Origin of the sequence: Pseudomonas sp. TUM22785 (assembly GCF_028198105.1) — a bacterium.
Taxonomy (GTDB): Bacteria; Pseudomonadota; Gammaproteobacteria; order Pseudomonadales; family Pseudomonadaceae; genus Metapseudomonas; species Metapseudomonas solani.
The window spans coordinates 5,676,768-5,690,221 of record NZ_CP116239.1 but is presented as its reverse complement, the minus strand read 5'-3'; the positions used below and the strand labels follow the sequence as shown (position 1 = coordinate 5,690,221).

11 protein-coding genes are annotated in these 13,454 nt (G+C 66.2%); all 11 read left to right on the top strand.

The features are described 5' to 3' along the window. The first annotated feature begins 8 nt into the window (after positions 1-8). Positions 9-764 (top strand): type IV pilus biogenesis/stability protein PilW, encoded by a 756-nt coding sequence (gene pilW / locus PI990_RS25875; protein WP_271658901.1) that lies wholly within the window; start codon positions 9-11, stop codon positions 762-764. Beyond that, positions 761-1,801, top strand: coding sequence for a RodZ domain-containing protein (locus tag PI990_RS25870; RefSeq protein ID WP_271658900.1), 1,041 nt, complete (start codon positions 761-763; stop codon positions 1,799-1,801). The genes pilW and PI990_RS25870 overlap by 4 nt, the downstream gene beginning before the upstream one ends. Before the next feature lie 3 nt (positions 1,802-1,804). Further along, complete coding sequence (gene ispG, locus PI990_RS25865) at positions 1,805-2,917, top strand: flavodoxin-dependent (E)-4-hydroxy-3-methylbut-2-enyl-diphosphate synthase (protein WP_043240098.1); 1,113 nt, start codon at positions 1,805-1,807, stop codon at positions 2,915-2,917. Between the two features lie 13 nt (positions 2,918-2,930). Further along, positions 2,931-4,220, top strand: coding sequence for a histidine--tRNA ligase (gene hisS / locus PI990_RS25860; protein ID WP_184487505.1), 1,290 nt, complete (start codon positions 2,931-2,933; stop codon positions 4,218-4,220). Positions 4,221-4,245: 25 nt separating this feature from the next. Continuing rightward, entirely contained in the window at positions 4,246-4,890 is a 645-nt protein-coding gene (locus PI990_RS25855) for a YfgM family protein (protein WP_043240102.1), read from the top strand. Further along, positions 4,883-6,034 (top strand): outer membrane protein assembly factor BamB, encoded by a 1,152-nt coding sequence (gene bamB, locus PI990_RS25850; protein WP_021220832.1) that lies wholly within the window; start codon positions 4,883-4,885, stop codon positions 6,032-6,034. The genes PI990_RS25855 and bamB overlap by 8 nt, the downstream gene beginning before the upstream one ends. A gap of 79 nt (positions 6,035-6,113) precedes the next feature. Further along, entirely contained in the window at positions 6,114-7,592 is a 1,479-nt protein-coding gene (der, locus tag PI990_RS25845; protein WP_271658899.1) for a ribosome biogenesis GTPase Der, read from the top strand. Positions 7,593-7,750: 158 nt separating this feature from the next. Continuing rightward, positions 7,751-8,899, top strand: coding sequence for a pyridoxal phosphate-dependent aminotransferase (locus PI990_RS25840; protein ID WP_271658898.1), 1,149 nt, complete (start codon positions 7,751-7,753; stop codon positions 8,897-8,899). Then, positions 8,887-9,681 (top strand): amidohydrolase, encoded by a 795-nt coding sequence (locus PI990_RS25835; protein WP_271658897.1) that lies wholly within the window; start codon positions 8,887-8,889, stop codon positions 9,679-9,681. Before PI990_RS25840 ends, PI990_RS25835 begins: the two co-directional genes overlap by 13 nt. A 219-nt stretch (positions 9,682-9,900) precedes the next feature. Continuing rightward, a complete protein-coding gene (locus PI990_RS25830) occupies positions 9,901-12,852 on the top strand; it encodes a discoidin domain-containing protein (protein WP_271658896.1) in 2,952 nt (983 codons plus the stop codon). Between the two features lie 117 nt (positions 12,853-12,969). Next, positions 12,970-13,434, top strand: a complete 465-nt coding sequence (locus PI990_RS25825) for a hypothetical protein (RefSeq protein WP_271658895.1) — start codon at positions 12,970-12,972, stop codon at positions 13,432-13,434. Positions 13,435-13,454 lie beyond the last annotated feature (20 nt).

Genomic DNA, 13,454 nt, shown 5'->3' with positions numbered 1-13,454 from the left:
GGACACCCATGACCCTGCGCCCCGCGCTGCTTCTCGTTTTCGCCAGCCTGGTGGGCTGCGTGTCCACTGGCTCCGTTGATCCGATGAAGACCGCGGAAGGCCGCGACAAGGCCCGCGACGCCTACATCCAGCTGGGCATCGGCTATCTCTCCCAAGGGGCTGCTGAGCGGGCCAAGGTGCCCCTGCGCAAGGCTCTGGAGCTCGACTCGTCCAGCGCCGACGCCAACGCTGCGCTGGCCCTGGTGTTCCAGACCGAGATGGAGCCCAAGCTCGCCGACGAGCATTTCCGCAAGGCCCTGTCCTCGCGTACCGACTCCCGCATCCTCAATAACTACGGCGGTTTCCTCTATGAGCAGAAACGCTACGAGGAAGCCTACAAGCGCTTCGAGCAGGCCGCCGAAGACAGCCTCTATCCCGAACGCTCCCGCGTGTTCGAGAACCTCGGCCTGACCGCCCTGCGGATGAACCGCCCGGACCTGGCCAAGCAGCATTTCGACAAGTCCCTGCGCCTGAACCGCCAGCAGCCCGTTGCGCTGCTGGAGATGGCCGACCTGTCCTACGCCGAGAAGCAGTACGTCCCGGCCCGCGAGTATTACGACCGCTATAGCAAGATTGCCCCCCAGAGCGCCCGCAGCCTGCTGCTGGGCACTCGGCTGGCCACCGTATTCGATGATCGCGACCAGGCCGCGAGCCTGGGTCTGCAACTCAAACGACTCTATCCCGGCACGCCGGAATACCAGCAATACCTGTCGGAGCAAAGATGAAAGCGTCGCAACCCGAAATTGCCGCCGCGACCCGTGCCAACCCAGGCGAGACCCTGCGCCAGGCACGTGAAAGCAAGGACCTGAGCCTTGCCGAGGTCGCCCGACAGCTGAACCTGACCGAGCAGGCCCTGCGTCAGCTTGAGGCGGGCTCGTTCGAGCAGTTGCCCGGCCACACCTTTGCCCGTGGCTACATCCGTGCCTACGCCAAGCTGCTGGGCATGGACCAGGCGCGCCTGGTGACCGATTTCGACCTCTACACCGGCACCGACGCCACCGGCAGCAGTGTCCACAGCCTCGGCCGCATCGAAGAGCCCGTACGCCTGTCGCAGAGCGTGCTGCGCTTCGTCAGCTTCGCCCTCCTGCTGGTCCTCGGTGTCATCGGTTTCCTCTGGTGGCAGGATCAGGCCGAGCGTCGCAGCGGTGAAACCGCCGACATCAGCATGGAGCACGTCGAGGTCGAAAGCGCCGACGGCACCACCCAGATCCACCCGCTGGACGAGCCTGAGGACCAGGCCGTGGCCGACGCCCAGGAGGGCGAAGACGCTGCACCGGGCGAGCTGTCCCCGGAAGTGGCCGCGCAGCCGGAAGGCACGCCGCCTACCGCAGGCACCAGCCCGGCACCGGCCCAGGCCCTGCCGCTGCCCCAGGGCAGCGCACCCGCCACCAGCGCCCCGGCAGCTCCTGCCGTGTCGGCCCCCGCAGCCCCGTCCGCTCCCGTCGTCTCGGCTATGCCGACCACTCCGGCTGCTCCGTCCGCTACCGCGCCCGCTCAGGCTCCGGTAGTTGCCGCCGCAGGCCAGGGCCTGGTGCGTATCCAGTTCGTCGCCAACTGCTGGACCCAGGTGACCGATGCCGATGGCAAGGTCCTGCTCAGCGCCCTTAAGCGCACCGGCGAGAGCGTCGAGCTGGCTGGCCGGCCGCCGTTCGAACTGCGCCTCGGCTATGCCCGTGGCGCCCAGGTCAGCTACAACGGCCAGTCCGTCGACGTAGCGCCCTACACCCACGGCGAGACCGCTCGCCTGAAGCTGGGGCAATAAGCCATGCATTGTGAATCCCCGATCAAACGCCGCCAGTCCCGCAAGATCTGGGTCGGCTCGGTACCGGTGGGCGGTGATGCCCCCATCGCCGTGCAGAGCATGACCAACACCGATACCTGCGACGTGGCTGCCACCGTTGGCCAGATCCGTCGCCTGGAAGAAGCCGGCGCCGACATCGTCCGCGTTTCGGTACCGGACATGGACGCCGCCGAGGCCTTCGGCAAGATCAAGAAACTGGTCAACGTACCCCTGGTCGCCGACATCCACTTCGACTACACCATCGCCCTGCGCGTGGCGGAGCTGGGCGTCGACTGCCTGCGCATCAACCCGGGCAACATCGGTCGCGAAGACCGTGTGCGCGCCGTGGTCGATGCCGCCCGTGACCGAGGCATCCCGATCCGCATCGGCGTCAACGCCGGCTCGCTGGAGAAGGACCTGCAGAAGAAATACGGCGAACCCACCCCGCAAGCCTTGGTGGAGTCCGCGCTGCGCCATGTCGAGCACCTGGATCGCCTGGACTTCCAGGACTTCAAGGTCAGCGTCAAGGCGTCCGATGTGTTCATGGCGGTGGAAGCCTACCGCCTGCTGGCCACGCAGATCGTCCAGCCGCTGCACCTGGGCATCACCGAAGCCGGCGGCCTGCGCTCCGGCACCGTGAAGTCCGCCGTGGGCCTGGGCATGCTGCTCGCCGACGGGATTGGCGATACCATCCGCATCTCGCTGGCGGCCGACCCGGTCGAAGAGATCAAGGTCGGTTACGACATCCTCAAGTCCCTGCGCCTGCGCTCCCGTGGCATCAACTTCATCGCCTGCCCGAGCTGCTCGCGGCAGAACTTCGATGTGGTCAAGACCATGAACGAGCTGGAAGGGCGCCTTGAGGACCTGCTGGTTCCGCTGGATGTCGCGGTCATCGGCTGCGTGGTCAACGGTCCCGGCGAAGCCAAGGAAGCCCATGTGGGGCTGACCGGCGGCACGCCGAACAACCTGATCTACATCGACGGCAAGCCGGCGCAGAAGCTGAACAATGACAACCTGGTGGATGAGCTGGAAAAGCTGATCCGTCGCAAAGCGGCCGAAAAGGTCGAGGCTGACGCGGCCGTCATCGCCCGCAGCTGATTAAGGATTCCGAGTGAGCAAGACGCTGCAAGCCATCCGTGGCATGAACGACATCCTGCCGGAGCAGACCCCTGCCTGGCGGTATCTGGAACGCACCCTGGCAGACCTGCTGGACAGCTACGGCTACCGTGAAGTCCGCCTGCCGATCCTCGAGTTCACCGAACTCTTCGCCCGCGGCATTGGCGAAGGCACCGATGTGGTCGACAAGGAGATGTACACCTTCCTCGACCGCAACGAAGAATCCCTGACCCTGCGCCCCGAAGGCACCGCGGGCTGCGTGCGTGCGGTGCTTGAGCACGGCATGACCGGCGGCGGCCAGGTGCAGAAGCTCTGGTACGCGGGCCCGATGTTCCGCTACGAGAAGCCGCAGAAAGGCCGTTATCGCCAGTTCCACCAGATCGGCGTGGAAGTCTTCAACCTGCCCGGCCCGGACATCGACGCCGAGCTGATCGTGCTCACCTGGCGCTTGTGGAAGAAGCTCGGCCTCGGCGACGCCGTGACCCTGCAGCTCAACAGCCTGGGTTCCAGCGAGGCACGTGTCGCCTACCGCGAGGCCCTGGTGGCCTACCTGCAGGAGCGCTTCGACCGTCTCGACGAAGACAGCCAGCGCCGCATGACCACCAACCCGCTGCGCATCCTCGACAGCAAGGTGCCGGAAACCCAGGCCCTGCTCGTCGATGCCCCGCGCCTGCACGACTACCTGGACGCCGAGTCCGTGGCCCACTTCGAAGGCCTCAGGGCGCGCCTGGACGCGGTCGGCATCCGCTACGAGATCAACCAGAAGCTGGTGCGCGGGCTGGACTACTACAGCCGCACCGCCTTCGAGTGGGTCACCGACAAGCTCGGCTCCCAGGGCACCGTCTGCGGCGGTGGTCGCTATGACGGCCTGATCACCCAGTTCGGCGGCAAGCCGACCCCGGGTGTCGGCTTCGCCATGGGCGTCGAGCGCCTGGTGCTGCTGCTGGAAACCCTGGAGCTGATCCCCGCCGAGCTCAACGCCCCGGCGCATGCCTTCATCTGCGCATTCGGCGAGCCTGCCGAACTCGCGGCCCTGGCGCTGGCCGAGCAGCTGCGCGACGCCGTTCCTGGCCTGCGCCTGCTGGTCAACTCCGGTGCCGGCAGTTTCAAGAGCCAGTTCAAGAAAGCTGACAAGAGCGGCGCACGCTTCGCCCTGATCCTGGGTGAGGACGAACTGGCCAACCGCGTGGTAGGTTTCAAACCCCTGCGCGACGACAGCGAACAACAGAACATCGCCTGGGACGCTCTCGCAGAGCGCCTGGCGGCCTGCATCGATCAGGCTTGAGCCTTTAGAACATAGGAGTATTGGGGTGAGCACGCGTACCGAAGATGAAGAGCTGGCGGCGATCAAGGATTGGTGGCAGCGCAATGGCAAGCCCCTGCTCACCGGCGGCGCCCTCGCGCTGGTGGTGGTCTTCGGCTGGCAGGCCTGGCAGAAGCACCAGACCAACCAGGCCCAGGGCGCGTCCCAGGTCTACCAGCAATTGCTGGAAACCGCGCTGAATCCGTCCGGCAAGCCCGACGCCGGCAAGGTCGCCGAGCTGGCCACCAAGCTCAAGACCGATTTCGGCGGTACCCACTACGCCCAGTACGGCAGCCTGTTCGTCGCCAAGGTGGCGGTCGAATCCGGCAAGCTCGATGACGCTGCCGCCGAACTCAAGGCCGTGGTGGACAAGCCTGCCGATGCCACCCTCGGCGAGCTGGCCCGTCAGCGCCTGGCCCGTGTCCTGGCTGCCCAGGGCAAGGTCGACGACGCGTTGAAGCTGCTCGAAGGCGATGCCAGCAAATCCTACCTGGCCAGCCGTGAAGAACTGAAAGGCGATCTGCTGGTACAGCTGGGTCGTTCCGACGAGGCGCATGCCGCCTATGAGAAAGCCAAGGCCGCCCTGCCGGAAGACGCAGCGGTCGGTGGCTTGCAGATGAAGCTCGACGACCTGGCCAAAGGGGATGCGTGACGTGATGCGCTGGAAATTTGCCGCACTGCTGGCCATGGCCGTTCTGGCCGCAGGTTGCAGCAGCAATAGCAAGAAGGAACTGCCGCCTGCCGAACTGCCCGACATCACCGAAGAGGTCCAGCTCAAAGAAGTCTGGAGCCGCTCCATCGGCGAAGGTCAGGGTGATTCCTACAACATGCTGGTCCCCTCCGTGGACGGCGATGTCATCTATGCCGGTGACGTCGAAGGCCTGGTGGTCGCCATCGACCGCATGAGTGGCGACAAGCTCTGGGAACAGGAACTGGACCTGCCGGTATCCGGCGCGGTCGGTGCAGGCTACGGCCTGGTGCTGGTCGGTACCCTCAAGGGCCAGGTGATCGCCCTCGACGCCAGCACTGGCGAAGAGAAGTGGCGTGCCCGGGTCAACGGTGAAGTCCTCGCTCCGCCGGCCACCAACGGTGACGTGGTGGTGGTACAGACCCAGAACGACACCCTGTTCGGCTTCGACGCCGCGACCGGTGAGCAGCGCTGGATCTACGAAAACACCCCCGCCGTGCTGACCCTGCGTGGCACCGGTGCGCCGATCGTGACCAACCGCCTAGCCGTTGCCGGCCTGTCGTCGGGCAAGGTCATCGCCCTCGACGTGCAACGCGGCCTGCCCATCTGGGAACAGCGCGTCGCCGTGCCGCAAGGCCGTTCCGAGCTGGATCGCGTGGTCGACATCGACGGTGGCCTGCTGCTGTCCGGTGGCACCCTGTACGTCGCCACCTACCAGGGCCGCGTCGCGGGTCTGGACCTGGACAGCGGCCGTGTGCTCTGGCAGCGCGAAGCGTCCAGCTACGTGGGCGTTGCCCAGGGCTTCGGCAACGTCTACGTGAGCCAGGCTAGCGGCACCATCGAAGGCATCGACGAGCGTTCCTCCTCGGCGCTGTGGAGCAACGAATCCCTGGCCCGTCGCCAGCTTTCGGCTCCGGAAGTGTTCTCCAGCTACGTGGCGGTCGGCGACTTCGAAGGCTACCTGCACCTGCTGAGCCAGGTGGATGGTCACTTCGTGGGCCGCGAGAAGATCGACGGCGACGGCCTGCGTGCCCGTCCGCTGGTGATCGGCGACATGCTGTATGCCTTCGGCAACGGCGGGAAGCTGGTCGCGCTGACCATCCGCTAAGCTGAAAAATAGTGTCCGGCCGCTGCCGTCTGACGGCAGCGGCCGTTGCGTTTTCTGAAATAACGAATTGGAGAGCCTCATGGTTCCCGTAATTGCCCTGGTGGGCCGCCCGAACGTCGGCAAGTCCACCCTGTTCAACCGCCTGACCAAGACCCGCGACGCCATCGTCGCGGAGTACGCGGGGCTGACCCGTGACCGCCAGTACGGCGAGGCGAAGTGGAACGGCCGCACCTTCATCGTCATCGATACCGGTGGTATCTCGGGTGACGAGCAGGGCATCGACGCGAAAATGGCCGAACAGTCCCTGCAGGCCATCGAAGAGGCCGATGCAGTGCTGTTCATGGTCGACTCCCGCGCCGGCATGAGCGCTGCCGATCAGTCCATCGCGGAGCACCTGCGCAAGCGCAACAAGAAGACCTACCTGGTCGCGAACAAGGTCGACACCGTCGACCCGGACCTCGCCCGCGCCGAGTTCAGCCCCCTGGGCCTGGGCGACGCCCTGCCGATCGCCGCCGCCCACGGGCGTGGCATCAGCCAGATGCTGCAGGAAGCCCTCGGCGAATTCCCCCGCGATGACGCGGCCGAGGAAGACGCCGCGATCCAGACCGAGGAAGTCGCCGAAGGCGGAGAGCTCAGCCGCATCCCCGGGCCGAGCGAGAAGGACGGCATCAAGATCGCCATCATCGGGCGCCCCAACGTCGGCAAGTCGACGCTGGTCAACCGCATGCTCGGCGAGGAGCGGGTCATCGTCTATGACCAGGCCGGCACCACCCGCGACAGCATCTACATCCCCTTCGAGCGCAACGAAGAGAAGTACACCCTGATCGATACCGCCGGCGTGCGCCGTCGCGGCAAGATCTTCGAAGCGGTCGAGAAGTTCTCGGTGGTCAAGACGCTGCAGGCGATCCAGGACGCCAACGTGGTGATCTTCGTCATGGATGCCCGCGAAGGCGTGGTCGAGCACGACCTCAACCTGCTCGGCTTCGTGCTGGAAACCGGCCGCGCGCTGGTCATCGCCCTGAACAAGTGGGACGGCATGGAATCCGGTGAGCGCGACTACGTGAAGACCGAGCTGGAGCGCCGGCTGTTCTTCGTCGACTTCGCCGACATCCACTTCATCTCCGCGCTGCATGGCACCGGTGTAGGCAACCTGTACAAGTCGGTGCAGGCGTCCTTCAAATCCGCCATCACCCGCTGGCCCACCAGCCGCCTGACCCAGATCCTCGAAGGCGCGGTGCAGGAGCACCAGCCGCCGCTGGTCAACGGTCGTCGCATCAAGCTGCGCTATGCCCACCTCGGGGGTGCCAACCCGCCGCTGATCGTGATCCACGGCAACCAGGTCGAGTCGGTGCCCAAGTCGTACTCGCGCTACCTGGAGAACACTTACCGGCGCGTGCTGAAGCTGGTGGGTACGCCCATCCGCATCGAGTACAAGGGGGGCGACAACCCCTTCGAGGGCAAGAAGAACACCCTCACCGACCGCCAGGTGAACAAGAAGCGCCGCCTCATGTCCCACCACAAGAAGGCTGACAAGAAGCGCCGCGACAAGAACCGCTGATTCTCGCAGCACCGGAAGAGGGCGCCCATGGGCGCCCTTTTTCATTGCCGTCGCGCCGAGCCCCAGGCAGCGCCACCCGGCACTGCTTTCATCTTGGTCACGAGCCCCGTCAGGCCTTAAGCTAGCGGCCACTTCCCAGTCGCCAGCAGCCTGATGAAATGATCGCCAGCAAGTTGCCCAACGTCGGCACCACCATCTTCACCCGCATGTCCCAGCTCGCCGCCGAAACCGGCGCCATCAACCTGTCCCAGGGCTTCCCGGATTTCTCCGCCCCTGCCGCGTTGTGCGATGCGGTGGCCCGTCATATCGGCGCTGGCCACAACCAATACGCGCCCATGACCGGCCTGCCGGCGCTGCGCCAGCAGGTAGCCGCCAAGGTCGCGACCTTCAACGGTCGCCAGGTGGATGTCGACACCGAGGTCACGGTCACCCCCGGCGCTACCGAAGCGATCTTCTGTGCCATTCAGGCGGTGGTGCGCGCCGGTGACGAGGTCATCGTCCTCGACCCCTGCTACGACAGCTACGAGCCGTCCGTGGAGCTGGCCGGTGGACGTTGCGTGCATGTGCCCCTGGCCCTGCCGGGCTTCGCCATCGACTGGCAGGGCATGACCGACGCCCTCAGCGACCGCACCCGGATGATTATCCTCAACAGCCCGCACAACCCCAGCGGTGCACTGATCTCCCGCGCCGAGCTGGACCAGTTGGCGGCGCTGATCCGTGGTCGTGATATCTACCTGGTGTCCGACGAGGTCTACGAGCACCTGGTGTTCGACGGCCAGGCCCATGTCAGCGTGCTGTCCCACGACGAGCTCTACGCCCGCGCCTTCGTGGTCAGCTCCTTCGGCAAGACCTACCACGTCACCGGCTGGAAGACCGGCTACGTGGTCGCGCCACCGGCGCTTTCCGCCGAGCTGCGCAAGGTGCACCAGTACGTCAACTTCTGCGGCGTCACCCCGCTGCAATGGGCGCTGGCCGATTTCATGGCCGACCACCCGGAGCACCTCATCGAGCTCCCCGGCTTCTACCAGGCCAAGCGCGACCTGTTCTGCGACCTGCTGGCCGGCTCCCGCTTCGGCTTCACCCGCGCCGCCGGCACCTACTTCCAACTGGTGGACTACAGCGCCATCCGCCCCGAGCTGGACGATGTGGCCATGGCCGAATGGCTGACCCGTGAACATGGCGTTGCCGCCATTCCCGTGTCGGTGTTCTACCAGAGCGCCCCGCGCGACCTGCGTCTGGTGCGCTACTGCTTCGCCAAACGTGAGGAGACGCTGCGCCTGGCAGCGGAAAAACTATGCGCGATCTGACCACGTTGCCCGACCTCAAGCTGGCCCTGGTGCAAAGCAGCCTGGTCTGGCACGACGCCGCCGCCAATCGCAGCCACTTCGAGAAGCGGCTGGAACAGGCGCGTGGCGCCGACCTGGTGGTGCTGCCGGAAATGTTCACCACCGGCTTCTCCATGGATTCGGCCACCCTCGCCGAGGAGGAAGAGGGCGTCACCTACGCCTGGCTGCGCGAGCAGGCCCGGCGCATCGATGCCGTGGTCACCGGCAGCCTGATCATCCGCGCCGCCGACGGCAGCCATCGCAACCGCCTGCTCTGGGCGCGCCCCGACGGCGAAGTGCTGCACTACGACAAGCGCCACCTGTTCCGCATGGCCGGCGAGCACAAGCACTACACGCCGGGCGAGACCCAGGCGCTGTTCGAGCTCAAGGGCTGGCGGGTGCGCCCGCTGGTCTGTTACGACCTGCGCTTCCCGGTCTGGAGCCGTGATCCCCACGACACCGACCTGCTGCTCTACGCCGCCAACTGGCCTGCCGCACGCCGCCACCACTGGAACCGCCTACTGCCCGCCCGGGCCATCGAAAACCTCTGCTACGTGGCGGCGGTGAACCGCGTCGGCGAGGACGGCAAGGGCCACCCCTACAGCGGTGACAGCCAGGCACTGGACTTCCAGGGCGAGACGCTGCTCGACGCCGCCGCACAGGAGGGCGTCTTCAGCGTCACCCTCAGCGCCAGCGCCCTGGCCAGCTACCGTGAGCGCTTCCCCGCGAACCTGGATGCGGATGGCTTCACCCTGCAGCCCTGATACCTGCCACCTGGGCACCGTTCGGGGTGCTCAGGTGCTCGTCGATGAGTCGTTCCTAGGACGGGTCTGAAATAGCCCCTCTAGGTTTTACAGCGACCAGGCGCCTTGCCTACCATCGCGCCGCCGGCACACCTCCAACTCCATGAACCTTCCAGCGCTGCGGCCCGATGGCCGCTGTTCGTCAGGCTGACGGCTGCGCTGGGTATTGAAGGACTGGTTATGCCGAGCTTCCGATTGAATGCACTGACCCGAGCCACCCGACGCTGGGGCACCCACCTCAGCCTGGCCGTGCTGCTGCCGTTGTCTTCCCCCGTTGTTGCACAGGATGAGCAGGCTGCGGCCAGCGTCGCACCCGTCCATGAGCGGGTGACCCCTGGTCACTTCATCAACCTCCAGGCTCCGGCCGCCGGTACCTCGCTGCGCAGCACCGCCGAAGCGGGAACCGAGCTGTTGCTGCAGGAAACCGGGATGCGCATCCGCAGCCTGACCGTGCTGCCAGGCGACAGCTTCAAGGACCTGCAGGTGATGACCGGGCAACTGGAAGGCCGCGCCCGCTCCATGCAGGCACCCGGTGAAATGACCCTGGCGGCCCGCCCCGACGGCAGCTTCATCGCGCTGCTGCCCGATGCCAACGCGATCATTCGCGGCACCGCCGATGGCGAGCAATCGCTGATCCGCTTCGACGCCGCACCGTCCCACACCCCGGGCAGCATCGACTACGTGGCCGGTGACGAGAACGACGTGGCGGGGCAGCTGGAGTCGCAAAGCGGCCAGCGCAGCTTCCAGGCCCATCGCAACGCCCAGGGTGAAACCGTGATCGACCTGCTGGCGGGGTTCTCGCAGAAGGCGGCCAACTGGGTGGGGGACCACGAAGCCTATGCGCTGGTCCAGGTGGCCTCGGTCAACCGCGCGCTGAAGCAATCCCAGGTCCAGGGCGTGCGCCTGCGCCTGGTGGGCACCCAGGTGGTGGCCGAGGACTACCCGATCACCACCGGGACTCTGAGCCAGGTGAGCCGCGTCTATGCCCAGGGTATGCGCCAGTACAGCCCGGACGTGGTCGCCAGCTTCATCATGGGCACCCCGGGCGTGGATACCGCCGTGGGCTGGGGCTACCTTCCCGGCCGCTACTCGATCAACTACATCAACTCGTCGACCACCTTCCGTCACGAGCTGGCTCACAACATCGGTGGCAACCATTGCTCGGACGGCAGCAGCCATCGGTTCGGCTACAACAACGGCCGGGTCGGCACCATCCTCTGCGGTAACCACGTGGGCTACTACTCCAACCCGGACATCAAGGACAACCAGGGTGTGCCGCTCGGGGATGCCCGCACCGCCAACATGGCCCGTGTCTGGCGTGAGAACGCGGCGCGGATGTCGGCCTATAGCCCATCGGTGGTGCCGCTCGAGGGGGAGCAGGCAACCTCGATTCTCGAGCAGAGAGTGAGCCTGGCTCCGCGTGAAACGCGTTATTACCCGGTCGATGTGCCCGAAGGCACCCAGCGCCTGGTATTCAGCGTGCTGGATGGCGAGGGCTCGGAGAGAGCCGGCCAGGTCCGGCTGCTGCTCAAGCGTGGTGCGCACCCCAGCAATTCCAGCTTCGATTACCGTTCGATCATGCAGTACAGCGTGGCCCTGGGGGTGAACGACCCTCAGCCCGGGCGCTGGTACCTGGCGATCGAGTCGGATATCAAGGCCATCCGTGACCTGGTGCTCGAAGGCCAGGCCTTCGGTGTCACCCAAGACACGGCCCAGGGCCGCTACCTGAAACTGGTGGCCACCTCTTCCCAGGACGGCAAGGACAACGCCAGCGTCGCCGAACTGTTGCTGGTGGATGCCCAGGGCAAGCAGCTGCCCCGTGACAGCTGGAAGGTCCACTCCACCAGCAGTGCCATTGCCGGTTCTGCGCCCGCGGCCCATGCCATCGACGGCAACCCGGCGTCCTACTGGAGCTCCGCCGCCGGTGCCCGTTATCCCCACCAGATCGTCATCGACCTGGGCACGGACAGCCGCTTCTCCCAATTGCACTACCTGCCCCGTCAGGACGCGGGCCAGAGCGGCATGATCAAGGGCTACCAGGTGTACGGCGGCGACAGCCCCAACGGCGGCTGGACCTTGCTCGCCGACGGCCAGTTCAGTGGCGACAACCAGGCCAAGGCCACAGCGCTCAAACCCATGGAAGCCAGCAAGCCACCCGTGGCGCAGATCAGCGGCAAGACCGAAGCCAATGCCGGTGACCGGATCGTCCTGGATGCTTCCGCCTCCAGCGACCCACAGGGGCTGGCCCTGAGCTTCGCCTGGGAGTCGACGCCCAGGCTCGATTTCAGTTTCGACGGTGCACGCATCAGCTTCACCGCGCCGGAGCTGCAGGAAGACACCCGCTACCGCTTCACCCTGACCCTGAGCAACGGCAAGCAGAGCACTACCCGCACCCATGAGGTGCTGGTCAAGGCCAAGGCGACGGTGGGCAACTGCAAGCCGGAATGGAAGAAGACCGCCACCTACGTCGGCAACGATGTGGTGCAGTGGAAGGGGCGCCAGTACCAGGCCCGCTGGTGGACCTCCGGTGCCGAGCCGGGCCAGGCCTCTACCACGGGTGTGGATGGCGCCGGCAAGGTCTGGCGTGACCTGGGGCCTTGCCAGGGCGCGGGTGGGCAGCCGAGCGAGCCGCCAGTAGACCCGGTCGAGCCGCCGGTGGAATCGGTCAAGCCGCCTGTGGCCATCATTGGCGGAGCCACTGAGGCCAAGTCCGGCGAAACCGTCTACCTCAATGCCACGGCCTCCAGCGACCCGGCCGGCCTGCCCCTGAACTATGCATGGAGCGTGACGCCTCGCGTCGACTTCCAGGCTGCGGGCGCCCTGTTGAAGTTCATGGCCCCGAAAGCGGCCCAGGACGTCACCTACCGGGTCACCCTCAGCTTGAGCAACGGCAAGCAGACGGTGACGCAGGATCACTCGGTCAAGGTCATCGCCGACAAGGTGGAAACCCCAGTCGGTTGCCAGGGCCCGTGGAACCCCCAAAGCACCTACGTGGCCAAGGACAGGGTGAGCCACAAGGGCCGCTTCTACACCGCGGGCTGGTGGACCAAGGGTAACGAGCCCGGCAACCCGGCATTCACCGGTGGTGCAGGCAGCGGCAAGGTGTGGCGCGACGAGGGCGCCTGCAACTGATGGACGGGGCGGCCGGCTGATGCTGGCCGCCCCTTCATCCGGGGTCGCCCGATGCCGGGCGGCTCCGTATCATGGCGCTCCTGCGTCCTTCTTCTGCATTACCCCAAGGAGCCCGATATGAGCACGGAAGCCGAAAACCCCTTCCAGACCCCCGCCGCCGAGCTGCTGACGCCGACCACCGGCACCGAGCACCTGCGCCTCTACAGCATCCCCGGCATCGGCATCGCCACCTTCTTCGGCACGCCGCTGGCGGGGGCCTATGTCATCGCCGCCAATCTCAAGGCGATGGGGCGGGGTGGCGAGACCGGGAAGCTCTGGGCCGTCTCCATCGGTTTCTTCATCGCGATCATCGTCGCCGGCGCCCTGCTGCCGGAGAACGTGCCCGCCATCGTGTTCGGCGTGGTCCAGGTGACTGCGATGAATGCCTATGCCCGGCAGTTGTTCGGCACGCAAGTGAACCAGCACAAGATCGCCAATGGCGCGTTCTTCTCGCTGTGGCGAAGCGTGGGCATCGGCCTGCTGTTCATGCTGGGGTTCATCGTCGCCATGGTGCCGGTCCTTCTGCTGTTCGGGCTCGTCTGAGCCGTTGCCATGAAAAACGC